Origin of the sequence: Amycolatopsis acidicola, from assembly GCF_007713735.2 — a bacterium.
GTDB lineage: Bacteria > Actinomycetota > Actinomycetes > Mycobacteriales > Pseudonocardiaceae > Amycolatopsis_E > Amycolatopsis_E acidicola.
Genome location: NZ_VMNW02000069.1, coordinates 1 through 22,966, shown reverse-complemented (window position 1 = coordinate 22,966; position 22,966 = coordinate 1). Strand labels below are relative to the sequence as shown.

Sequence of the window (22,966 nt, the reverse complement as noted above, 5' to 3'; positions counted from 1 at the left end):
GGTAAATCCGGAACAGGGCCGCCGGGACCGTTCGTTGACCCGGCATGCTGCGGATGACGATCGAACCCCGGACTCTGCTCGTGATCGCCGGGCTGCCCGGCTCGGGCAAGAGCACACTGCTGCGCGACGCCAAGGCGAACGAGCCGGTCACGGTGCTGGACTCGGACGACACCCGCGCGCGCTCCGCCGCCCGGCTGCCGGGCCTGCCGTACTCGAGCTACCGGCCGCTGGTGCACGTCACGCATCGGATCCGCGTGACGCTGGCGGTGCTGACCGCGCAGGGCCCGGTGGTCGCGCACGACCCGGCCACCGGCTCGGCCACTCGCACCTGGCTGGCGACGCTCGCCCGGATTTCCCGGCGCCCCAAGCATTTCCTGTGGGTGGAGTGCGCGCCCGACGCCGCGGCGGCCGGTCAGCGAGCGCGCGGGCGCGTGCTGACCCGGCGTTCGTTCCGGCGGCACGTCCGCCGACTGCCGGGGATGTGGGCGCTGTTGCGCACCGGCTTGGACGGCTGGCGGACAACAGTGGTGGTCAGGTCCGTGCCCGGGCTGGAGCTCCGCGTGGGCGAGCCCGCTACAGACAGGCCTCGCGCAGCGCGGACAGGTTCGCCGCGTTTCGCTGCAGCCAATCGTTGAGGTTGCTCAGGTTGTCGAGCTTTCGCTGTTCGAGCGCGAGGTAGGAGTCGGCCATGGTGCCGAGCTGCTGTTTCAGGTCCTGGTCGGACACCTCGCTCGCGAGCTGACGCAGTCGGTCCGCCTTCTGCTGCGCCTGCTGGGCCAGCGCTTCCGGGTCCAGGTGCACGTCGATGTTGCTCAGCCCGAGCGCCTCGGCGCACGCGCTGGTCTTGCTGGTGGCCGCGTCGACCTGGTCGCAGCCGGCCAGCACCAGCGCCAGCACGGCCATTCCGGACCCCCAAGCGAGTTTCATGCGGCCCAAACTACCCAAGCCGGCCGGTGAGGTAGCGGCTGTTGGTGCCGAAACGCTGGGAAAGGGAGTCGTTCATCTCACGGCCGTAGCGTTCCGCCAGGTCGTTGCCGCTCACCTCGCCGACGGCCCAGCCGAGATGAGTCAGGAACTCGCCCGCGCGCTCGTAGCCACCGGCCAGCAACGGCCGGACGTCGAAGCCGAACTCCTCCATCATCCGGTCGATCTCCGGGTCGTTCTCGATCACCGCTTCCGCGAGCATGTACTCCACGGCGACCGTACTGTCCGGAGTGGACAGACGATGCACGGTGTCCAGCAGCCGTTCGACGGCGTCGTCCGGGAGGTACGGCAGCAGGCCCTCGGCAAGCCAGGCCGTGGGCTGCTCCGGGTCGAAACCCTTGGCCAGCAACGCCTTTTCCCAGTCGTCGCGCAGATCCACCGCCACCACGCGGCGATCGCAGGCCGGTTTCGCCCCCTGTTCGGCGAGCGCCTCATCCTTGAACTCCAGCACCCGCGGCTGGTCCACCTCGAAGACCGTGCTGTCCTCCGGCCACTCGAGCCGGTAGGCGCGGGAGTCCAGGCCCGCCGCGAGCAGCACCGTCTGGCGCACCCCTGCCGTCCACGCCTCGGCGAAGTACTCGTCGAAAAAGCGCGAGCGCAGGCCCATGAACAGGGCCATCCGGTCCCACAGCTCGTTGGGCAGGTCGGCCGTGGACGTCGGCATCGGGATCGGCGGCCGGGTGGCCCGCACGAAGGCCGCCGCGTACGGGTCCTCGACCAGGCCGTCTTCGCGGCTGGTCTCCACCGCACGCGCCGCGGTGACCGCGAGCGCGGTCAGCCCGACGCTCGAAACGATGTCCCAGTCACGTGCCTCGTCCGCCATCGACGTTCCTTCCCGATCTTGCCTCCGAGCCCAGGTGTACCAGTGCGCGGACGCGCCGGGCAACGTTCACAAAACGGGCGGCTTAGTGGTCAACCGTTTTCCACCAGCGCACGGTGAACGCCAGCCCGGCCACGACGACGATCGCGGTGAACGCCACCCAGCCGAACGGGAACCCGCCGCCACCACCGGTTTCCGTGCGCTCCGCGGCCGGCGCGACCGCCGGGCTCGGCGCGACGAGACCGATCCGCACCGACAGGTCCTCCCGCGGTTTCGGGCCGACCGTGACCGGCCCGAGGCAGCCGTCCGGCTTGCCGGGCACCTGGTAGTTCGCGGCCTCCGTGGGCAGCTGCGTCAGATCCGCGCACACCTGGTAGCTGCCGTCGGGCAGGTCGTCGAGCAGGTAGCGCCCGTCCGGCCCGGTGCGCGTCGACGCGACGAGCTTCCCGGCCGAGTCCTTCAGGCTGATCGTCACCCCGGCAACACCGGGCTCGTCCGGGTCCGGCGCGCCGTTGGCGTTGCGGTCGAACCAGAGCAGATCGCCGAGGCGGTTGCGCGGGGAGACCAGACCGGCGTCCATAGTGGACACTTCGCGATGCGCGACGCCCACGGCCACCGCCGGGAGGCAGGAGCTCGCCAGGTCCACGTCCGAGTCGAGCGCGTCGTCACCGGAGTTCGGCCGGGCCCACTGGTCACCGGCGTAGCCGGCGGGAAAAGCCTTGGGGTCGAAGCAAACCTGGTACGTGCCATCGGGAATCCCGTGGAACGAATACCTGCCGTCCGCGCCCGTGGTGGTGGCGCCCGCGTCCCCGCCGTCGCTCTTGAGCAGTTTCACCGGCAGCCCGGAAACCCCTGGCTCCACCGGGTCCTGCAGTCCGTTGCGGTTGCTGTCGAACCACACGCGATCGCCGATTTCGTTGTCCGGCCCGGACAATCCGGTGTTGAGCGAGGTGTCGATCCGCTTGTCCAGCCCGATGGTCACCGGACGGGTACAGCCGGTCGCCGGGTTCGCGGCCGAGTCACCGGCGTATTTGGCCGGCGTGTAGTCGGCCACGTCCGCCGGCAGGTTCGCGAGATCGAAGCACACCTGGTAGGAGCCGTCGGGGATGCTGTCGAAGGCGTAACCGCCGTCGGCGCCCGTGGTGGTCAGCGCGACCTGCGTGCCGTCGTCGGTGCGCAGTTTCACCGGCACACCGGGGATTCCGGGCTCCTCCGGGGTCTGCGCGCCGTCCTCGTTCACGTCGTGCCAGACCCGCGCGGCGATCCGGTTCACCGGCGGGGCCAGTCCCGCGTCCATGCTCGTGTCGCTGATGCGATCGGCCCGGAGCTCGGTCAGTGCGGTGCACCCGGTGCCGGGGTCCGGCGCGGAATCCTGGCCCGCCGTCCCGGCGCGGGGTTTGACCAGCTGGTAATCGCCGTACTGCGCGGGCAGTTTCGTGGTGTCGAAACAGACCTTGTAACTGCCATCGGGCAAATGCGAGAACGCGTACTGCCCGTACGGGCCGGTGGTGGTCGTGACGACGACCTTGCCGTCAGGCGTCTGCAGACTCACCGGCACACCCGCGATGCCCTGCTCACCGGGGTCCTGCAGCCCGTTCCGGTTCACGTCGGCCCAGACCAGGTCGCCGATCTTGTTCAGGCCGCCGACCACTCCACCGTCCACGGTGTCGTCCACCGAACCCGGCGGGCCCACCGTCACGCGCACGGTGCCGGTCGTGGGGTCCACACTGGAATCCGCGGCCGCCGTGACACTCGCCATCGGCGTTGTCCACTTGAGACCGTCGACGCGCGGCGAGCCGGGCAGCCCCGTGGTGTCGACGCCGGAGAAGTCGAACTTGACCGTGTAGCAGGAGTTCGGCTGGAGTTTGTCGGCCGGGCCGAAGGTGTAGCCGCCGGAAGCGTCGGTGGTCTTCTCCGCCAGCGGCGCGCCCGTGCCGTCACAGCCCAGCAACTGCACGCGCACCCCGGGCAGGCTCGGCTCGTCCCCGTCCTGCACGCCGTCGCCATCGGTGTCGAACCACACGCGGTCGCCGAGCTGGACGTCCCCGGTTCCGTTGCCGACGCCCATCGTCAGCTCGGCGGGGCGGCCACCGGACACGTCCACGAACTGGGTCAGCGCGGCGAATCCCGGGCCCGCGGGCGCGGGTTTCACGTCGGGCATGGACGCCGGGATCTGCGCCTCCACCCGGTACTTGCCGCCGGTCAACGACGCGGTGGACAGCACCACGGCGCCGTCAGGACCGGTCGTGGCACTGGCACTGGCACCGGACGGATCCGTGGCCACCACGAGGATCCCGGCGACACCGGCGTGCTCACCGTCCACCCGCACGACGTGCACCTTGAGTGGCCCGTCCGTGTTCTCCGTGGCGGCCAGCGTGGGCACCGTCGTGCCCAGTGCCAGCAGTGCCACCACGGTGACGACGACCTGCCTCAGCAACGCGGCTCCCCGACTCGGCCTGGTGAAAGACTGCGCTCACAGTAAGAGCGCGCTTCCCGGATCGAGTGGAGGAGCCGCTGTGCTAAAGAGTGAAAGTGGGTCAGTTTCGCCTTACGCGCTGTGGTTACGCGCTTTCCGCGATCAGCTCGGCGATCTGAACCGCGTTCAAAGCCGCGCCCTTGCGGAGGTTGTCATTGGAAATGAACAACGCGAGCCCGCGGCCGTCCGGAACACCGGGGTCGGTGCGGATCCGGCCGACGTAGCTCGGGTCCTTGCCCGCGGCCTCGAGCGGCGTCGGCACCTCGACCAGCCGCACGCCCGGCGCGCCAGCGAGCAGTTCCTTCGCCCGCTCCGGCGAAAGCGGCGCGGCGAACTCCGCGTTGATCGACAACGAATGCCCGGTGAACACCGGAACCCGCACACAGGTCCCGGACACGTGCAGCGCCGGGATGTCGAGGATCTTCCGGCTTTCGTTGCGGAGCTTCTGCTCCTCGTCCGTCTCGAACGAGCCGTCGTCCACAATGGACCCGGCCATCGGCAGCACGTTGAACGCGATGGGCGCCACGTACTTGGCCGGCTCCGGGAAGGTCAGCGAAGAACCGTCGTGCGTCAGCTCCGCGGCACGGGAAGCCGTCGCGCTCGCCTGCGCGGCCAGCTCCTCCACGCCGGCGAGCCCGCTGCCGGACACCGCCTGGTACGTGCTGGCGATCAGCCGCACCAAGCCCGCCTCGTCGTGCAGCGGCTTGAGCACCGGCATCGCGGCCATCGTGGTGCAGTTCGGGTTGGCGATGATGCCCTTGCGGGCGTCCTTGATCGCCTGCGGGTTCACCTCGCTCACCACGAGCGGCACGTCGGGATCCAGCCGCCAGGCCGAAGAGTTGTCGATCACCTTCGCGCCCGCGGCGGCGAACCGCTCCGCCTGCGCGCGGGAAGTGGCGCCACCGGCGGAAAACAGCGCGACGTCCAAACCGGACGGATCCGCCGTCGCGGCGTCCTCCACCTCGATTTCCCCGTCACGCCAAGGAAGTTTCGTCCCCGCGGAGCGCGAGGAGGCGAAGTAGCGCAGCTGCGCGACCGGGAAGTCCCGCTCCGCCAGCAGCTTCCGCATCACCCCGCCGACCTGGCCGGTCGCGCCGACCACGCCGACCCGCAAACCGTTGCCTGCCATCAGCGACCACTCCCCGCGTAGACGACGGCTTCCTCGTCGCCGCCGAGTTCGAATGCGTCGTGGATCGCGCGCACCGCTTCGTCCAGCTGCGCGTCGCGGATCAGCACCGAGATCCGGATCTCCGAGGTGTTGATGATCTCGATGTTCACGCCGACCTTCGCGAGCGCCTCGCAGAAGGTGGCCGTGACGCCGGGGTGCGAGCGCATGCCCGCGCCCACCAGCGAAACCTTGCCGACCTGGTCGTCGTAGAGCACCGTGGTGAAGCCGAGCTCCGGCTTGAGCTTCTCCAGCTCGCCGACCGCCTTGGGGCCGTTGGCCTTCGACAGCGTGAAGGTGATGTCGGTGCGGCCCGCGGTGTTGGACACGTTCTGCAGCACCATGTCGATGTCGATCTCGGCGGCGGCGATGGTCCGGAAGATCCGCGCCGCGGCGCCGGCGTGGTCCGGCACTCCGGTCACCGTGATCTTGGCCTCGGACCGGTCGTGCGCCACACCGGTGATCAACGCTTGTTCCACGGGGATCTCCTCAATCGAGCCGGCCACCGTCGTGCCCGGCTTGTCACTGTAGGAAGAACGGACGCGAATGGGTACTCCATATCGGCGCGCGTACTCCACGGACCGCAGGTGCAGGATCTTCGAGCCACTGGCCGCGAGTTCGAGCATTTCCTCGTACGGCACGGTGTCGAGCTTCTTCGCGTCCGGCACGATCCGCGGGTCGGCGGTGTACACACCGTCCACATCGGAATAGATCTCGCAGGCGTCCGCGCTCAGCGCGGCGGCGAGCGCGACCGCGGTGGTGTCGGACCCGCCGCGGCCCAGCGTGGTGATGTCCTTGGTGTCCTGGGAAACACCCTGGAATCCCGCCACCAGCGCGATGTAGCCCTGCTCGAGCGCCTCGGTCACGCGGCTCGGCGTCACGTCGATGATCCGCGCGTTGCCGTGCACCGCGGTGGTCACCACACCGGCCTGCGAACCGGTGAACGACCACGCTTCCGCGCCGTGCGCGGAAATCGCCATCGCCACCAGCGCGTTGGAGATGCGTTCACCGGCGGTGAGCAGCATGTCCATCTCGCGCTCCGGCGGGACCGGATTGACCTGCTGGGCGAGATCGAGCAGTTCGTCCGTCGTGTCGCCCATCGCGGAGCAGACCACCACGACGTCGTTGCCCGCCTTCTTGGTGGCGACGATGCGCTCGGCCACCCGCTTGATCCGATCGGCACTCTCCAGCGACGAACCGCCGTACTTCTGGACCACCAGCGCCACTTTTATCGGACCTCCTAGGTGCGCTTTTCGAAAGAGCCTACCGGGGGAAGCTTCCGAGGCCACCCGACTGTGTGGCGCCGACCACTCCCGTCACGGGCAGTGACCGAGTTCGTGAGAAAATCACCAACGTGCTCGAAGCCGTCGGAAAGTCCGCGTTCACCTCGCCCGGAATCGGGTCGGCGGACAGATGGCGCCCCTTCGTCCCGGCCGTGATCTTTGTCGGGATCCGGGCACTGGGTGTGGCGGTTCTCGCAGTCATGGGCCCTGCCGGACTGGCCGACCGGCTGACCGCGTGGGACGGGGTCTGGTACCTCCGGATCGCGGCGAACGGTTACGACCTCGGCGCGATCGTCGACGCGCAGGGACACCCGAACCCGTTCACCACGCGCGCCTTCTTTCCCGGCTACCCGTTCCTCATCGACGCCCTCTCGCGCGCGACGGGCCTCGGCCTCGTCGCGGCGGCGCTCACCGTCTCGGCCGGCGGCGGGTTGTTCGCCGCCTACGGACTGGCCCGGCTCGGCCGGATCGTCCGCGGCGGCTCCCCGCGCGCCGGCTATCTGCTCGTCGGGCTGTTCGCGGCGGCGCCGATGGGCATCGTGCTTTCGATGACCTACACCGAAGCCCTGTTCTGCGCGCTCGCGGTGTGGACGCTGATCGGCGTGCTGGAGCGCCGCTGGGAACTGGCCGCGGTGTGCTGCGCGATGGCCGGGCTCGTCCGCTCTACGGCGCTGGCGCTCGTGGTGACGGTGGTGCTCGCCGCGCTGCTCGCGCTGCGCACCGACCGCTGGCGCGCGGGCTTCGCCTTGGTGCTGGCGCCTTCCGGGCTGCTGGGTTATCTGTGGTGGACCGGGCTGCGAGTGCGGCCGGATGCGGGTTTCGCCGACCAGCTGCGCACCTGGTCGGAGCTGGAATGGCAGGGCTGGTCGACGAAGTTCGACGGCGGCCTGGCGACGCTGCGGTTCATCGGGGCCACGCTGAGCACGAACACGGTGATGAGCCTGCTGACCGTCGCGGTCATCGCCAGCACACTCGTGCTGTTCGGGATTTCCTTGTGGCGCAAGGTCGAATGGCCGTTGCTGGCGTACGCGGCGATAGTGCTCGTGATGTGCCTCGGCACGAGCGGGCTCATGCACGCCAAGGCCCGGTTCCTGGTGCCCGCGTTCACGGTGCTGGTGCCGGTGGCGATCGGGCTGGCGAACCGGCGGCGCGGCACAGCCGTGCTTACAGTGGGCGGCGCCGCGATACTGAGCGCCTGGTTCGGCGGATACGCGCTCGACGTGTGGTCCTACGCGATCTGACCGACAATGCCCCCGGGGGGAAGGGGCGGTATGGATCCGGAAACCGCGTCCCGCCGGGTGTTCCGGCGAGTCGTCTGCGCGCGTTGCGGCGAGCGCCGGACGGAGATGCGCGTTTTCGGCACACCACGGGCCGACGAGCGCGGGGTCCCGAAGAGCAGGGTGCGGATCCGGCGCGAACTGCGCGATCAGGCGAAAGCCTGGCAGCCGGACGCGCTGTGCGATCGGTGCCGCCGCGCCTGTGGAAGTATTCGCCCCGATGCGGAAACCAGCTGACAGCAGCGCGCCCCTGGCCGACCTGATCGGAGAACGGTGGAGCCCGCGCGCGCTCGACGAGACCGGTGAAGTCACCTGGGAGCAGCTACGCGCGCTGCTCGAAGCCGCGCGATGGGCGCCGTCGTTCGGCAACACGCAGCCCGCGCGGTTCCTGGTGGGCAGGCGCGGTGACGAGACGTTTCGCAAGATCCTCGGCACGCTGACCGAGCGGAACCAGGCGTGGGCGCACCGCGCCGGCGCGCTCCTGGTCGCGATCATGGTGACGCGCAACGAAAAAGGCGAAGTGCCGTACGCCGAGTACGGGCTCGGGCTCGCGGGGCAGAACCTCGCGCTGCAGGCGGTCCACGAAGGGCTCGTCACACACCAAATGGCGGGCTTCGACGCCGAAGCCGTGCGCGCCGCCTTCGACGTGCCCGACGAGGCCGTGCCCCGGGTGGCGATCGCCGTCGGCGTGCAGGGCGAAGCCGAGGTGCTCGGCGAAGAGCGCGCGGTTGACCGGGAGCGCGCGGAGCGCAAACGCTTGTCGCTGAACGAAATGGCCTTCACGGACGGCTGGGGCAAACCCGCGTTCTAGATCGGGGCGAGTGATGAAGGCAGTGCGGTTCGAGCGGTTCGGCGGCCCGGAGGTCCTCGAGATCGTGGATGTTCCCGACCCGCACCCCGGCCACGGCGAGGTCCGGATCGCGGTGCGGGCGGCCGGCGTCAACCCGAGCGACTGGAAGAAGCGCCAGGGCCTGATGGACGAGGAGCTCCCGCAGACGCTGGGCCACGAGGCTGCGGGCGTCGTCGACGAACTCGGCGAGGGCGTGACGGACGTGGCGCTCGGCGATCGCGTCTTCGGCTTCTCCGCGGAGGAGGGCGCCCAGGCCGAGCTGGCCGTGCTCGCCTACTACGCGCCGATCCCGCCGTCGCTCGATTTCGCCGGTGCCGCGGCACTTCCGGCCGCTGTCGAGACGGCCACGCGCGCGCTCGACCAGCTCGGCGTCGGGAGCGGCGGTTCCGTGCTGATCAACGGCGCTTCCGGGAGCGTCGGCAGCGCCGCGGTCCAGCTGGCCTCGGCGCGCGGAGCGCGGGTGATCGGCACGGCAGGCCCGGCGAACCACGAGTACCTCCGCTCGCTCGGCGCCGAGCCCGTCGCGTACGGCGAGGGCCTGGTCGAGCGGGTTCGTGCGCTCGCGCCGGACGGCGTCGGGACAGCGCTCGACGTCGCGGGCAGCGGCGTCCTGCCCGAGCTCATCGCGCTGGCGGGCGGCGCCGCGCACGTGGTGACCATCGCCGACTTCGCCGGGGCGCGGGAGCACGGGGTGCGGTTCAGCCGCGGAGACTCCGGGCGCGCGCTCCACGTGCTGGGCGAAATCGGCGGGCTCATCGAGTCCGGGCGGTTTGCGGTCCCAGCCGTGCGGGCCTTCCCACTCGCCGAGGTCGCGGAGGCACACCGCGCGAGCGAAAACGGGCGCGGGAAGTTGGTGCTTGTTCCCTAGCTGGTCGCGCCGCCGACGCGGCGGATGATCCGCGTGACGATGCTGGACACGATCAGCCAGAACAGCGCGGCGATGCCGTAGTTCACGAGCACGCGCAGCTTCGCGTCGTCCGGCTCGAACAGGTCCTTGAAGCCGATCGCGAGGCTGTCGGCCCAGCCGCGGACCCACGAGACGATGCCGTTCTCCGGGTTCGCCCCGCCCACGGTGAAGATCACGTGCAGCACCAGGATCACCGCGAAGATCAGGCCCACCCACCGGACGATTCCGGCGAGCAGCCCCACGCCGGTGTCCTTGATCCGGCGCCAGTCCACATCCGAACCCTGCTTGGCGTGGGTCTTGGTCTCGGCGAGTTCGTTCTCGCTGCCCTCGGCGTGCTCGGCCATGTCGGAAAGTGTGGCACGCCCACGGCCTCGTTGACTACTAGTCAGTAATGAACAGGCCTCATTTCCATCATCAACTTCTCGCGGCTACAGTGAAGGACGTGGCACGTGCTCTCCTGCTTCGCTGCCGCGACGGGGCCTGATCCGACCGGCCCCCCGTCGCGGGGCTTCGTCACGCCGCCGGTCGCCTTCACGACACCCGGCAGGAGAACCAGTCACATGACCACGCCCGAACCTTCCCAGTCGAGCCGCATCCGGAAGCCGTCGCGTCCGGCGCCCGAGGGCCAGCCGTCCTGGAACACGCAGCGCAACACGTCGATGCCGGTGCACCGCTACAAGCCGTGGCACCAGCTGGTCGAGGACATCGTCGTACCGGACCGCACCTGGCCGTCCAAGCGCATCGAACACGCGCCGCTGTGGTGCGCGGTCGACCTGCGTGACGGCAACCAGGCGCTGATCGACCCGATGTCCCCGGCACGCAAGCGCAAGTTCTTCGACCTGCTGGTCCGCATGGGCTACAAGGAGATCGAGGTCGGTTTCCCGGCGGCGAGCCAGACCGACTTCGACTTCGTCCGCGAGATCATCGAAGAGGACGCGATCCCCGAGGACGTCCGCATCCAGGTGCTGACGCAGTGCCGCCCCGAGCTGATCGAGCGCACGTTCGCGTCGCTGGAGGGCGCGCCGCGCGCGATCGTCCACATCTACAACTCCACCTCGATCCTGCAGCGCCGCGTGGTGTTCCGCGAGGAGCGCGAGGGCATCAAGAAGATCGCGCTGCAGGCGGCCGAACTGGTCACCGAGTACGCGACGAAGTACTCCGACACCGACTTCCGCTTCCAGTACTCGCCGGAGTCCTACACCGGCACCGAGCTGTCGTACGCCGCCGAGGTGTGCAACGCGGTCACCGACATCTGGCAGCCCACCCCGTCCCGGCCGGTGATCCTGAACCTGCCCGCGACGGTGGAGATGGCCACGCCGAACGTCTACGCCGACTCGATCGAGTGGATGGGCCGCAACCTGGACCGCCGCGACTCGGTGATCCTGTCGCTGCACCCGCACAACGACCGCGGCACCGGCGTCGCCGCCGCCGAGCTGGGCTACCAGGCGGGCGCGGACAGGATCGAAGGCTGCCTGTTCGGCAACGGCGAGCGCACCGGCAACGTGGACCTGGTGGCGCTGGGGATGAACCTGTTCAGCCAGGGCATCGACCCGCAGATCGACTTCTCCGACATCGACGAGATCAAGCGCACCGTCGAGTACTGCAACCAGCTGCCGGTGCCCGAGCGCAGCCCGTGGGGCGGCGACCTGGTGTTCACCGCGTTCTCCGGCTCACACCAGGACGCCATCAACAAGGGCTTCGACGCGCTGAACAAGGCCGCCGAGAAGGAGGGCGTGCCGGTCGACGAGTACCCGTGGGAGGTGCCGTACCTGCCGATCGACCCGAAGGACGTCGGCCGCACGTACGAGGCCGTGATCCGGGTGAACTCGCAGTCGGGCAAGGGCGGCGTCGCCTACATCATGAAGACCGAGCACCAGCTCGACCTGCCGCGCCGGCTGCAGATCGAGTTCTCGCAGGTGGTCCAGCGGCACACCGACAGCGAGGGCGGCGAGGTCGACCCGGCCACGATGTGGCACGCGTTCGCGACCGAGTACCTGGAGCGCGAGACCCCGCTGCGGCTGATCAGCCAGCACGTCACCGCGAACGGGCAGTACGACCTGACCGCGACGGTGCGGGTGGACGGCGAGGAGCAGGAGATCACCGGCCGCGGGAACGGCCCGATCGCGGCCTTCTTCGACGCGCTGGCCACGATCGGCTACGACATCCGGCTCATGGACTACAGCGAGCACACGATGACCCCTGGCGACGACTCGAAGGCGGCTTCGTACATCGAATGCGCCATCGACGACAAGGTCTACTGGGGCGTGGGCATCGACTCGTCCATCGTCACCGCTTCGCTGCGCGCGGTCGTCTCGGCCGTCAACCGCGCCAACCGCTGAGCCCCGGGGGCGGGGCGCCCGCGTGGCGCCCCGCTCAACCGGTGGCGATCACGTTCGATTCGGCGACCATGTTCGCCAGCACGGTGGCGACGGCGGGCCGGGAGTCGGCGCCGGCCCGGAACACCGCTTCGATGTGCCGCGCCGCGCGGATGCCGGAGAGGGGACGGCGCAGCAAATCGTTGCGCCACAAGGTGTATCGCGGCAGCAGCGCGATCCCGTGCCCGGCGGCGACCAGCGCGCCGATGATCTGGAAATCGTTGATCCGGTAGACCACCCGCGGCCGGATCCCCGTCCTGGCGGCGATCGAGCGCAGCACGTCGTCCACCGGGAACCCGACGTCCACCCCGATCCAGGGCTCCTCCGCCAGCTCGCCCAGCTCCACCCGCTCCCGCGACGCGAGCCGGTGGCCGGGCGGCAGCGCGACGTCGAGCGGCTCCCGCAGCAGGTGCACCGTGTGCAGTCTGCTGGCGGTGAACGGCTCGGCGCTCTCGTCTCGATGGGTCACCACGATGTCGAAGTCGGCGGCCAGCGCGGGCACTTCGGGCGGGGTCATGTCGACGTCCCGCACCTCCACGTCGAGCCCGTCCACGGCGGCGAACCGGTGGAGCAGACCGGGCAGCAACATCAGCCCTGCCGAAGGAAAAATCGCCACCCGGACCCGGCCGCGCGGGGAGCTCCGGTACGTGTCGAGCTCCGCCTCGGCGCGGTCGAGCGCGGCCAGTACGTCGTCAGCGCTGGCCACCAGTGCCTGCCCCGCGTCAGTGAGCCGGAGGCCCCGGCCTGCCGGCTCGGTGAGGGCCAGCCCGACCTCGGCCTGCAGCGCCCGCAGTTGCTGCGAGACGGCCGAAGGCGTGCAGTGCAGGGCTCGTGCGGCGGACGTCACGCTGCCCCTGTCCGCGAACTCCCGCAGCACCCGCAGCCTGCCGATATCCACGACAATGAAGCGTAGCTGAAGAGTCCTTGAAAATAATCTCGATTGTTCTTCAAAGTTAGGGCCCGCAAGCTGGACAGGTGCCCACGCGCGACCGCCTGCTCGCCCTGTTCGTCGTCCTCTTGTGGGGCCTGAACTTCCTGGCCGTCCACGCCATGCTCGGCCATTTCCCGCCGTTGTTCGCGGGTGGCCTGCGCTTCCTCGTGATCGCCATCCCGACGCTGCTGTTCGTCCCGCGCCCGAAGGTCAAACTGCGCTGGCTGCTCGGCTACGGCCTCGGCTTCGGCACCGGGCAGTTCGCGTTCCTGTTCATCGCGATGGACCACGGGATGCCGACCGGGCTGGCGTCGCTCGTGCTGCAGGCGTCGGCCCCGTTCACGGTGTTGCTCGGCAGCGCCTTCCTCCGCGAAAAGCTGTCCGCCCGCCAGCTGATCGGGATCGCCGCGGCCGTCGGCGGCATGATCGTGATCGCCTTGCACCAGGCCGAAAACGCCGTGCTGCTGCCGGTGATCCTCACCCTGCTCGCGGCGTTGAGCTGGGCCACGGGCAACATCTCGATGCGCCAGGCGAAAGCCGACAACCCACTGCACCTGACGCTGTGGATGTCCTTGGTGCCGCCGATCCCGATGTTCGCGCTGTCCGCCGTGTTCGAGGGCCCCGGCGAGGCGCTGCACTCACTGGCCACCATCGCCACGCCCAGCGGCTGGGTCGGGCTCGGCGGCTTCGCCTACGTGGTGCTGCTGGGCACGATCGTCGGCTCGGGTATCTGGTCCACGCTCATGCGGCGCAACCCGGCGAACGTCGTCGCGCCGTTCTCGCTGCTCGTGCCCATCGTCGGGATGTCCGCTTCGTTCCTGCTGCTGGACGAACGGCCCGCGCTGGTGGAAATCCTGGCCGGCGTGGTGATCGTCGGCGGGGTGCTGCTGGGTTCGCTGAAACGCCGTCAGCGCTCGACGGTGGCCCGCTCCTCGGACGAGTCCGGCGAGGAGCTGGCCGTCTCGTCGTGATGGCGGCGGCCCATCCGCTTCTTGATGATCAGGCTGATGACGATGCCCGCGACCACGGCCACACCGAGCGCGGCGTAGGAGAACCGGGAAAGCCACTTCTCCGCGACGACGCCCAGCGAGTACACCAGCGCCGTGGTGCCGCCTGCCCACGCGATGCCGCCGAGGGCGTTCGCGATGAGGAACCGCGGATAGTGCATGCGCAGCGAGCCGGCCAGCGGCCCGCACAGGATCCGCAGGATCGCCACGAACCGGCCGAAGAACACCGCCCACATCCCGCGTTTGCGGAACATCCGTTCGGCGCTCGCGACATGGTCGGGCCCGAAGTGCTTGGGGAACTTCCGGCCGGCCCAGTCGAACAGCCGCTGCCCGCCCTTGCGCCCGATCAGGTAACCGATGCTGTCGCCGATGATCGCGCCCGCGCTCGCGACGATGCCCACGACCCACGGGTTCAGCGACGAATGCTGCGACGCGAGCAGGGCCGCGCTGACCAGGACGATTTCACCGGGAAGTGGGATGCCCAGGCTTTCGAACCCGATGACCGCACCCACGGCCACATAGACGAGAAGCGGCGGAATCGTGTCCAGCCACTGGTCGATGTGCATGGATGCAGCCCCCTTCAACGGACATTGCCGACGCCAGGCTACCCGTCTCAGGGCTCGAGCATCTCGGCGACGGAAGCCGCGTGGGTGACCGCCGGGCCGCCGCCGGAGTCCACTTCGACCAGCTCCGCGGTCACCTCGTGCGGGGTGATCGCGCCGGACCGGATGTCCTCCGCGTAGTGGCAGGCGACCCGGTGCCCCGCGCCGATCTGCCGCAGCTCGGGCCGCTCGGTGTCGCACCTCGTCTCCTGCCGCCACGGGCAGCGGGTGTGGAAGCGGCAGCCCGTCGGCGGCGCGGCAGGCGAAGGCAGGTCACCGGCGAGCAGGATCTGCTCCCGCCGGTCCTCCACCACCGGGTCGGGCACCGGGATCGCCGACAGCAGCGCCCGCGTGTACGGGTGCAGCGGATCGGAGTAGAGCGTCTCCGAGTCGGTCTCCTCGACCAGCGAACCCAGGTACATCACGCCGATCCGGTCCGAAATGTGCCGCACCACGGCGAGGTCGTGCGCGATCACCAGGTACGTCAGGCCGAGGGTGTCCTGCAGCTCCTCGAGCAGGTTCAGCACCTGCGCCTGCACCGAGACGTCGAGCGCGGACACCGGTTCGTCGGCCACGATCAGGTCCGGCTCGACGGCCAGCGCCCTGGCGATGCCGATCCGCTGGCGCTGGCCGCCGGAGAACTCGTGCGGGTACTTACGCAGCGACGTGACCGGCAGGCCGACCGCGGAAAGCAGCTCCCGCAAGCGGTTGCCGGTGGCCTCCTTGCCTTTGTCGAGTCCGTGCGCGCGCATGCCCTCGACGAGGATCGACTCCACCGACTGCCGCGGATCGAGACTGGACAGCGGGTCCTGGAACACCATCTGCATCCGCCGCCGCATCTTCCGCAGCGCTTCGCCCTTGAGCGTGGACACATCCGTGCCTTCGAACACGACCCGCCCGCCGGTCGGCTCCACGAGCCGCAGGATGCCGCGTCCGAGCGTGGTCTTGCCGCAGCCCGACTCGCCGACGAGCCCGTAGGTCTCGCCGCGCTGGATCGTCAGGTCGACCCCGTCGACCGCGTAGACGTACCCGACCGTCCGGTCGAACACCAGCCCGCGCTTGATCGGGAAGTGCACCTGGATGCCCTCCACCGTCACCAGCGGTTCGGTCATGCCCCCACCCCCTGCGTAGCGCTGACCGGGCCGACGGGGTTGTGGCAGCGCAGCATCCCGCCGTTGTCGGGCACGAGCTCCGGGGCCACCTCCCGGCAGTGGTCGAGCGCGTTGGGGCAGCGCGGCGCGAACGCGCACGCGTGCTCCCACGGAATGTTGTCGGCCACGGATCCCTTGATGGGCATCAGTTTCTCCCCGCGCGGCGCGTCGAGCCGCGGGATCGATTGGAGCAGCCCATGCGTGTAAGGGTGCCGTGCCTGGGAAAACAGGTCGTGCCGTTCAGCACGCTCCACCACGCGGCCGCCGTACATCACGTTGACCTCGTCGCACAGCCCCGCCACCACGCCGAGGTCGTGCGTGATCATGATCAGCGCGGTTCCGGTGTCCCGCACCAGCTCCGAGAGCAGCGCCAGGATCTGCGCCTGGATCGTCACGTCCAGCGCCGTGGTCGGCTCGTCCGCGATCAGCAGCCGCGGCCGGCACGCGAGCGCGATCGCGATCAGCGCGCGCTGCCGCATCCCGCCGGAGAGCTGGTGCGGGTACTCCGTCAGCCGCCGCTTCGGGTCCGGGATGCCGACCCGGCCGAGCAGGTCGGTGGCCTCGGCCGAAGCCTCCTTGCGCGACATCCCGCGGTGCCGCTCCAGCACCTCGGTGATCTGCAGCCCGATCGGGATGACCGGGTTCAGCGAGGACAACGGGTCCTGGAAGACCATGCCGAGGTCCCGGCCGCGCCGGTCGCGCATCTGCTTGTCCGGCAACGTGAGCAGGTCGGTGTCCTCGAACGACACCGAACCGCCGACCTCCGCGCCGCGTTTCGGCAGCAGGCCCATGATCGCCAGCGCGGTCACCGACTTGCCGCTGCCCGACTCGCCGACGAGCCCGACCGTCTGCCCCGGCTCGACGTCGAAGCTGACCCCGTCCACCGCGGTGAACGGCGGCGTTCCCTTGCGGCGGAACGTGACCGAAAGATCTCGTACCTCGAGTAGTGCCACTGTTACCGCCTGTTCTTCGGGTCGAGCGCTTCGCGCAGCGACTCGCCGAGCAGGGTGAACCCCAGCGCCACCACGATGATCGCGATGGCGGGGTAGAACGCCAGCTCGGGCTTCACGTCCAGATAGCCCTGTGAGTTGCCCAGCATCAGGCCCCATTCCGCGCGGCTGGGGTCCGGGTCGCCGAGGCCGAGGAACGACAGCGCGGCCGCGTCGATGATCGACGTGGCGAGCGTCAGCGTCGCCTGCACGATCACCGGCCCCACCGAGTTCGGCAGCATGTGCCGGAACACGATGGTGCCCCGCCGCACGCCCAGCGCGGTGGCCGCGAGCACGTGGTCGCTGCTGCGTTGCGCGAGCATCGCGCCGCGCAGCAGCCGCGCGAAGATCGGCACGCTCACCACCGCGACCGCGATGATGACTGTCCACTGTGAACCGTGCGAGAACAGCGCGGCGATCGAAATCGCCAGCAGCAGCGAGGGAATCGCCAGCAGGATGTCGGTGAACCGCATCAGCAGCGTGTCCACCCAGCCGCCGAAAGCGCCGGCCAGCCCGCCGATGATCATCCCGAACACCACGCCGATGAGCGTCGCGACCACGCCCACGATCAACGTCTGCTGCGCGCCGACGAGCAGCCGCGAGAAGAAGTCGTAGCCGTTCTGGTCGGAGCCGAGCAGGAAACCCGGCATGGGACCGGGAATCGAGCTCGGGGTGAGGTTCTCCTTCAGCTCGTCGTACGGGATCGAGGGATCCTTCGGCGCGAGCAGCGGAGCGAAGATGGCCAGCAGCACGAACAGGAGGGTGATCACCGCACCGGTGATCGCGATCGGGCTGCGGGCCATCCGCCTCACCGCGTCCGCGGCGAGACTGGTACCGCCGGAGGCGGCGAGTTCGTCGATCCGTTCGGCCTTGCGCCGCAACATCTTCGTCGCCATCAGCGCACCCGCACCCTCGGATCGATGATCGCGTACGAGATGTCCACGAGCAGGTTCACCAGCACGTAGACCAACGCGGCCAGCAACAGCAACGCCTGCAGGCGTGGGTAGTCACGGCGTTCGATGCCTTGTGCCAGCAGATAACCGAGCCCGGGGATGTTGAACACCTTCTCCGTCAGTACCGCGCCGGCCAGCAACAACCCGGTCTGCAAACCGATCGTCGTACTGACCGGCAGCAGTGCGTTGCGCAAGACGTGCCGACGCCGGATCACCGGCGCCGTCAGGCCCTTCGATTCGGCCGTGCGCACGAAATCCTCCTGCTGCACGTCGAGCACCGAGGCGCGGGTGATCCGCACGATCACCGCGAACGGAATGCTCGCCAGCGCGATAGCGGGCAGGATCAGGTGTTTGATCGCGTCCCACGCCGCGTCGAACTCGCCGGTGAGTATCCCGTCGAGGACGAAGAACCCGGTGGGATGCGTGGCGTCGATGGTCACGTCCTGTCTGCCCGATGGCGGCAGGATCCCCAGCTTCTGCGCGAAGACGTACTTCAGCAGCACACCGAGGAAGAACACCGGCACCGCGACACCGACCAGCGTCGTGAGCACGGTCGCGCTGTCGAGCAGGCGGCCGTGGTACCGCGCGGCGAGGTAGCCGAGCGGGATACCGAACACGATCGCGAGCAGCAGCGCGCAGATGGCGAGCTCGATGGTGGCCGGGAGCGCCCGGCCGAGTTCGGCCAGCACGGAATCCCCGCTGATCAGCGAACTCCCGAAGTCCCCGGTCGTCACGCGGCCGAGGAACTTGAAGTACTGCACGGGAATCGGCTGGTCCAGACCCATGATCCGGTTCAGGTCGGCGAGTTTGGCCGGGGTGGCCTTCTCGCCCAGCAGTGCGCCGGCCGGGCCGCCCGGCAGCAACCGCAGCCAGGCGAACACCAGGATCGACAGCACCAGCAACGTCGGAATCGCCTGCAACAGACGACGAACAAGAAATCGCAACATGTGGTTCGTGCCCTCACGCGGGACCTTCACGGGAAAGTACCCGCCCACGGCCGAAACCGTGAGGGGTACTTCCCCGCCGAAGAAGTCCCGTCAGCCCTTGGTCACCGTGTAGAAGCGCTCGTCGGTGAGCGGCGTCGGCACCAGGTTGTGGACGTTGCCCTTCACCACGATCGCCGGCGGCGACGAGGTCAGCGGCACCGCGGGCACGTACTGCGAAATCAGCACGCTGGCCTGCTCGTAGGCGGTCTTCTTCGCCTCGGGCGTGGTCTGCGAGTCGGCGTTGCCCAGGGCGTTGAAGATCTGCGGGTTGTTGAACCCGAACTCCGCCTTCTGCCTGCCGAAGAAGGTGCCGACGAAGTTGCCGGCATCGGCGTAGTCACCGGTCCAGCCCAGCAGGTGGATGTCCTGCTTGCCCGCCTTCTGCACGTCGTCCTTGTAGCCGCCGTTCCACGGCTCCTGGACGATGTTGACGTTGATCCCGACGGCCTTGAGGTCGTCGGCGATCGCGGCGCCGATCTCGACCGGGTTCGGCATGTAGGGCCGGGTGACCTCGGTGGGCACGTAGAAGTTCAGCGTCAGCCCCGTGGCGCCGGCCTGCGCGAGCAGATCCTTGGCCTTGTTCGGGTCGTAGCTGTGTTTCTCGACGGCGTCGGTGTAACCGGGCACGTTGTTCGGCAGGAACTGCGTCTGCGCGTAGGCCCCGCTCGGAAGTTTGTTCTTCGCGAGCTGGTCCTTGTTGATCGCGTATTCGAGCGCCTGACGCACCCGGACGTCGCCCAGCTTCGGGTTGTTCTTCTGGTTGATGCCCAGGTACAGGATGTTGAACGCGGGCCGGATCAGCACCTGGTTCCCGGCGTCCTGCAAGGATTTGTAGTCCGCCGGGCTCGGGAAGTCGTAGCCGTCGATGGTGCCGGCGGCCAGCTCCTGCTTCCGCGCGTTCTCGTCCTCGATGATCTTGAAGATGAGCTTCGAGGTCTTGGCCTTCTCACCCCAGTAGTCGTCGTTGCGGACGAGGGTGATCGTCTTGTTCGTCTTGTCGTAGCTCTCGAACTTGTACGGCCCGGTGCCCGTCGGGTGCTCTTCGGCGTACGAGGGGTAGGTGAACGACTCGCCGCTCTGGGTCACGTTGTCCGCGTCGTACTTCTTCAGCGCGTCGGGGCTGGAGATCGACAGCGAGGTCAGGCCGAACGCGTCGGGGAAGGCGCCCTTGGCCTTGTTCAGGTTCAGCACCGCGGTGTGGTCGTCCTTGGCCTCGCACGACTTGTAGACCGGGTCGCCGGTGGCGTCACCCTCGTTGTGCGCGAAACCTTCGAAGACGTCGCCGTAGTAGATCATCTGCGACTGCGCGGCGGCGCCCTTCATGTTGTACCAGCGGTCGAAGTTGAAGCAAACCGCCGCGGCGTTGAAAGGCGTGCCGTCGTGGAACTTCACGCCCTGGCGCAGGGTGAAGGTCCACGTCTTCGCGTCGGCGCTCGGAGTCCATGCCGTGGCGAGGTCGCCGACCAGCTCGGTCGTGCCCGGCTTGTAGGTGACCAGCGTGTCGAACATCTGCCGCGCGGGGCGGAAACTCTCACCGTCGTCGTTGAAGATGGGATCGAAGTTCTTCGGCGCGCCCGCGGCGCCGAAGACGAACGTGTCGTTGGCGCCACCACCACCCGAACCACGTTCGGAAGCGCAGGCCGACATGGCCACAGCCAAAGCACCGACGAGCCCGATCAGGGCGAAGCGGCGCAGGCGAGCCACCCGCTGAGGGAGCATGTGAACTCCTTGTAGAAGATGCGGTTAGTGATCGACGACCCTAGCCGGAACTGGGCTTCGGCTTAAGCACTCGAGGTTACGATCGCGCTACGTAAACCGTGCTGCGATGACACGCTGGGATGATCACGCCACGAAGAGTGTTATCGACAGCCCATTTGTCCGGTTGGATCTCACCCGTATGGGTGAGGTGCGGTCAGGTACGGTCAGCGGCGAACCAACCGCGTTCGAAGGCCTGCCACCGAACGAGATTCTGCCTGTCGGATTCCCCGTCTCGCTGAACGGCACGCTCCAGCCGGGCGCCCGCATCGGGCCCGTTCATGACGTGGCGGAAGGAAAGCCGGGGACGAACGGAAGCGCGCGCCGAGGAAACCCCTTCGAGGACGAGCACTTCCGGCGGCGGCACGGTGATCAGCGCACCCGGGCGTGGCACGCCGGTGGTCCAGTCCAGCTTGCGGTAGTGGCCGGTTTCCCCGCGCGCCAACGGTTCCAGCACACCGTCGCGCAGCAGCGGCCACCACGCCACCGGGTTGTCCCACGTGGCGAAGTGGTCGGTGGGGATGAGGAAGGTATCGCGGCCACGGCGGCGCAGCTCGTCGAGCAGCGCGGTGGCGAAAGTGGATTTGCCCGCCCCGGAAGGGCCGTCGATCGCGGCCAGCCGCACCGCGCCGAGACGCGGTGCGGCGGCGAGGATCGCGTCCGCGGCGTCGCTACAGCGCACGCCTGCCGGAGAGCGCGCGGCCGAGGGTCAGCTCGTCGGCGAATTCGAGGTCGCCACCCATCGGCAGGCCCGAAGCGAGGCGGGTGACCGTGAGACCGGGGAAATCGCGCAGCATCCGCACCAGGTAGGTGGCGGTGGCCTCGCCCTCGGTGTTGGGGTCGGTAGCGATGATCACCTCTTTGAGCTCGTCGCTGCCGATCCTGGCGAGCAGCTCGCGCATGCGCAGCTGGTCCGGGCCGATGCCGGACAACGGGTCGAGCGCTCCGCCCAGTACGTGGTAGCGGCCCTTGAACTCGCGGGTGCGCTCCACCGCCAGCACGTCCTTGGGCTCCTCGACCACGCAGATCAGCGACGTGTCGCGGCGGACGTCGCGGCAGATCCGGCACTGCTGCTGCTCGGAGACGTTGCCGCAGATTTCGCAGAACTGCACGCCTTCGCGGACCTTGCCGAGCACGTCCTGCAGCCGCGAGATGTCGGCCGGATCGGCGGCGAGGAGGTGGAACGCGATGCGCTGCGCGCTCTTCGGGCCGATCCCCGGCAGATGGCCGAGCTCGTCGATGAGGTCCTGGACTACACCTTCGTACAAGCCGGGCGCCTTCAGCCGAGCCCGGGCAGGCCGAGACCACCGAGGTCGGGCATGCCGCCACCGCCGCCGCCGAGCGCGCCGGCCACCGGGCCGAGCTTCTCCTCGGTGAGCTTCTGGGCGTTCTTCGTCGCGTCCCGGACCGCGGCGACGACGAGGTCGGCCAGGGTCTCGGTGTCCTCGGGGTCGACCACCTTCGGGTCGATGCTCAGTGCCTTGAGCTCCATGCCACCGGTGACGGTGGCCTTGACCAGGCCGCCTCCGGAGGTGCCGGTGACCTCCGTGCGCTGCAGCTCCTCCTGTGCCTCGACGAGCTGCTGCTGCATTTGCTGGGCCTGCTGGAGGATCGCCTGCATGTCGGGCATTCCACCGCCGGGTTGGACCATGGTTCCGGTTCCGATCCATCGAATTGGGTGTACGTGTCTGCCAGCCTAGCTCGCTGGGCTGTGGCACCGTGTTCGCCGTGCGAAGGCGTGTGTTTCCGGTGTTGCTGGGGTGCTCGATGCTGCTCACGGGATGTTCGGAGGGCGGCGCGGGGGTGAGCGGCGGTCCGTCTTCGAGTGCGCCGTCCAGTGTCCAGGCGTCGCCGGAGGCTTCTTCTTCGCGGGCCCCGGCTCCCGCGGTTTCACCGCCGGTGGCGACCTCCGAACCGTTGGCGGCGGGGAAGGTCGTGGTGCTCGACCCCGGGCACAACGGCGGCAACGTGAAGTCGCCGTCCGTGATCAACAAGCAGGTGCCCGCGGGACGCGGCGAGACCAAGCCGTGCAACACGACGGGGACGTCGTCCAACGACGGTTACACCGAGCACGAGTTCAACTGGGACGTCGCGCAGCGGGTCGGGAATGCGTTGTCCGCCAAGGGAATACACGTTGTATACACGCGGCATGACGACACCGGCGTCGGCCCGTGCGTCGACCAGCGCGCCGCGATCGGCAACGACGCGAACGCCGCCGCGGTAGTCTCCATCCACGCGGACGGCTCGACCGCCGCGAGCGCGCACGGCTTCCACGTCTCGTACTCGAACCCGCCGTTGAACGGCGCGCAAGGACAGCCATCGATCTCGCTCGCGGACGACCTGCGCGACAGCCTCCGCGGCGAGGGCTTCGCGACGTCCACGTACTTGGGCACCAACGGCATCTACCCGCGCGACGACCTGGCGGGGCTGAACCTGTCGACCCGGCCGGCGGCGC

General features: G+C 69.1%; 24 protein-coding genes. 8 read left to right on the top strand and 16 right to left on the bottom strand.

Annotated elements, in window-relative coordinates:
• Positions 1 to 53: 53 nt before the first annotated feature.
• Positions 54 to 635, top strand: a complete 582-nt coding sequence (locus FPZ12_RS32920; protein ID WP_243770160.1) for a P-loop nucleotide/nucleoside kinase family protein — start codon at positions 54 to 56, stop codon at positions 633 to 635.
• On the opposite strand, the gene FPZ12_RS32915 is transcribed toward FPZ12_RS32920, so the two are convergent.
• The 5 genes from FPZ12_RS32915 to FPZ12_RS32895 all read right to left on the bottom strand — a co-directional run bounded on the left by FPZ12_RS32915 (position 574) and on the right by FPZ12_RS32895 (position 6,671).
• A complete protein-coding gene (locus tag FPZ12_RS32915; protein WP_144752592.1) occupies positions 574 to 927 on the bottom strand; it encodes a hypothetical protein in 354 nt (117 codons plus the stop codon). The two genes, FPZ12_RS32920 and FPZ12_RS32915, sit on opposite strands and share 62 nt — an antisense overlap.
• A 10-nt stretch (positions 928 to 937) precedes the next feature.
• Positions 938 to 1,807 carry an SAM-dependent methyltransferase gene (locus tag FPZ12_RS32910; RefSeq protein WP_144752596.1) on the bottom strand — a complete coding sequence of 290 codons (870 nt, stop codon included), beginning with the start codon at positions 1,805 to 1,807 and terminating at the stop codon, positions 938 to 940.
• A gap of 82 nt (positions 1,808 to 1,889) precedes the next feature.
• A complete protein-coding gene (locus FPZ12_RS32905; protein WP_243770159.1) occupies positions 1,890 to 4,241 on the bottom strand; it encodes an SdrD B-like domain-containing protein in 2,352 nt (783 codons plus the stop codon).
• A 124-nt stretch (positions 4,242 to 4,365) separates the two neighbouring features.
• Positions 4,366 to 5,409: an aspartate-semialdehyde dehydrogenase gene (locus FPZ12_RS32900; protein WP_144752599.1), complete on the bottom strand. Its 1,044-nt coding sequence runs from the start codon at positions 5,407 to 5,409 to the stop codon at positions 4,366 to 4,368.
• Positions 5,409 to 6,671 (bottom strand): aspartate kinase, encoded by a 1,263-nt coding sequence (locus FPZ12_RS32895; protein ID WP_144752602.1) that lies wholly within the window; start codon positions 6,669 to 6,671, stop codon positions 5,409 to 5,411. Before FPZ12_RS32895 ends, FPZ12_RS32900 begins: the two co-directional genes overlap by 1 nt.
• A 128-nt stretch (positions 6,672 to 6,799) precedes the next feature.
• Between FPZ12_RS32895 and FPZ12_RS32890 the strand changes: the two genes are divergently transcribed.
• From FPZ12_RS32890 to FPZ12_RS32875, 4 genes are read left to right on the top strand one after another with little or no spacing between them, the layout of a single operon-like run.
• Entirely contained in the window at positions 6,800 to 7,969 is a 1,170-nt protein-coding gene (locus FPZ12_RS32890) for a glycosyltransferase family protein (protein ID WP_144752605.1), read from the top strand.
• Positions 7,970 to 7,999: 30 nt separating this feature from the next.
• Positions 8,000 to 8,242, top strand: a complete 243-nt coding sequence (locus FPZ12_RS32885; RefSeq protein ID WP_144752608.1) for a hypothetical protein — start codon at positions 8,000 to 8,002, stop codon at positions 8,240 to 8,242.
• A complete protein-coding gene (locus tag FPZ12_RS32880) occupies positions 8,226 to 8,816 on the top strand; it encodes a nitroreductase family protein (protein WP_144752611.1) in 591 nt (196 codons plus the stop codon). Before FPZ12_RS32885 ends, FPZ12_RS32880 begins: the two co-directional genes overlap by 17 nt.
• 13 nt (positions 8,817 to 8,829) lie before the next feature.
• Positions 8,830 to 9,723: an NADP-dependent oxidoreductase gene (locus tag FPZ12_RS32875; RefSeq protein ID WP_144752653.1), complete on the top strand. Its 894-nt coding sequence runs from the start codon at positions 8,830 to 8,832 to the stop codon at positions 9,721 to 9,723.
• On the opposite strand, the gene FPZ12_RS32870 is transcribed toward FPZ12_RS32875, so the two are convergent.
• Positions 9,720 to 10,106, bottom strand: coding sequence for a hypothetical protein (locus FPZ12_RS32870; RefSeq protein WP_144752614.1), 387 nt, complete (start codon positions 10,104 to 10,106; stop codon positions 9,720 to 9,722). The genes FPZ12_RS32875 and FPZ12_RS32870 overlap by 4 nt on opposite strands.
• 216 nt (positions 10,107 to 10,322) lie before the next feature.
• Between FPZ12_RS32870 and leuA the strand changes: the two genes are divergently transcribed.
• Positions 10,323 to 12,101, top strand: coding sequence for a 2-isopropylmalate synthase (gene leuA / locus FPZ12_RS32865; RefSeq protein ID WP_144752618.1), 1,779 nt, complete (start codon positions 10,323 to 10,325; stop codon positions 12,099 to 12,101).
• Between the two features lie 34 nt (positions 12,102 to 12,135).
• On the opposite strand, the gene FPZ12_RS32860 is transcribed toward leuA, so the two are convergent.
• A complete protein-coding gene (locus FPZ12_RS32860; RefSeq protein ID WP_144752621.1) occupies positions 12,136 to 13,035 on the bottom strand; it encodes a LysR family transcriptional regulator in 900 nt (299 codons plus the stop codon).
• A 77-nt stretch (positions 13,036 to 13,112) separates the two neighbouring features.
• On the opposite strand from FPZ12_RS32860, the gene FPZ12_RS32855 reads away from it, so the two are divergent.
• Positions 13,113 to 14,039, top strand: coding sequence for an EamA family transporter (locus tag FPZ12_RS32855; protein WP_144752624.1), 927 nt, complete (start codon positions 13,113 to 13,115; stop codon positions 14,037 to 14,039).
• On the opposite strand, the gene FPZ12_RS32850 is transcribed toward FPZ12_RS32855, so the two are convergent.
• The 9 genes from FPZ12_RS32850 to FPZ12_RS32810 all read right to left on the bottom strand — a co-directional run bounded on the left by FPZ12_RS32850 (position 13,976) and on the right by FPZ12_RS32810 (position 22,162).
• Complete coding sequence (locus tag FPZ12_RS32850; RefSeq protein ID WP_144752627.1) at positions 13,976 to 14,641, bottom strand: DedA family protein; 666 nt, start codon at positions 14,639 to 14,641, stop codon at positions 13,976 to 13,978. The two genes, FPZ12_RS32855 and FPZ12_RS32850, sit on opposite strands and share 64 nt — an antisense overlap.
• 47 nt (positions 14,642 to 14,688) lie before the next feature.
• The gene (locus FPZ12_RS32845; protein ID WP_144752630.1) at positions 14,689 to 15,789 is read right to left on the bottom strand and encodes an ABC transporter ATP-binding protein; all 1,101 of its coding nucleotides are present in this window, start codon (positions 15,787 to 15,789) and stop codon (positions 14,689 to 14,691) included.
• Positions 15,786 to 16,781 (bottom strand): ABC transporter ATP-binding protein, encoded by a 996-nt coding sequence (locus FPZ12_RS32840; protein WP_144752633.1) that lies wholly within the window; start codon positions 16,779 to 16,781, stop codon positions 15,786 to 15,788. The genes FPZ12_RS32845 and FPZ12_RS32840 overlap by 4 nt, the downstream gene beginning before the upstream one ends.
• A 2-nt stretch (positions 16,782 to 16,783) precedes the next feature.
• A complete protein-coding gene (locus tag FPZ12_RS32835) occupies positions 16,784 to 17,713 on the bottom strand; it encodes an ABC transporter permease (RefSeq protein WP_144752636.1) in 930 nt (309 codons plus the stop codon).
• On the bottom strand, positions 17,713 to 18,717 hold the full coding sequence (locus tag FPZ12_RS32830; RefSeq protein ID WP_144752656.1) for an ABC transporter permease: 1,005 nt from the start codon (positions 18,715 to 18,717) through the stop codon (positions 17,713 to 17,715). Before FPZ12_RS32830 ends, FPZ12_RS32835 begins: the two co-directional genes overlap by 1 nt.
• A gap of 90 nt (positions 18,718 to 18,807) precedes the next feature.
• Entirely contained in the window at positions 18,808 to 20,475 is a 1,668-nt protein-coding gene (locus tag FPZ12_RS32825) for an ABC transporter substrate-binding protein (protein ID WP_166462985.1), read from the bottom strand.
• Between the two features lie 193 nt (positions 20,476 to 20,668).
• Entirely contained in the window at positions 20,669 to 21,193 is a 525-nt protein-coding gene (locus tag FPZ12_RS32820) for a uridine kinase family protein (RefSeq protein WP_243770158.1), read from the bottom strand.
• Complete coding sequence (gene recR, locus FPZ12_RS32815; protein WP_144752639.1) at positions 21,183 to 21,779, bottom strand: recombination mediator RecR; 597 nt, start codon at positions 21,777 to 21,779, stop codon at positions 21,183 to 21,185. The genes FPZ12_RS32820 and recR overlap by 11 nt, the downstream gene beginning before the upstream one ends.
• A gap of 11 nt (positions 21,780 to 21,790) precedes the next feature.
• A complete protein-coding gene (locus tag FPZ12_RS32810) occupies positions 21,791 to 22,162 on the bottom strand; it encodes a YbaB/EbfC family nucleoid-associated protein (RefSeq protein WP_144752641.1) in 372 nt (123 codons plus the stop codon).
• 266 nt (positions 22,163 to 22,428) lie between these two features.
• On the opposite strand from FPZ12_RS32810, the gene FPZ12_RS32805 reads away from it, so the two are divergent.
• A partial coding sequence (locus FPZ12_RS32805) for an N-acetylmuramoyl-L-alanine amidase (RefSeq protein WP_166462987.1) occupies positions 22,429 to 22,966 on the top strand: 538 nt, incomplete at its 3' end.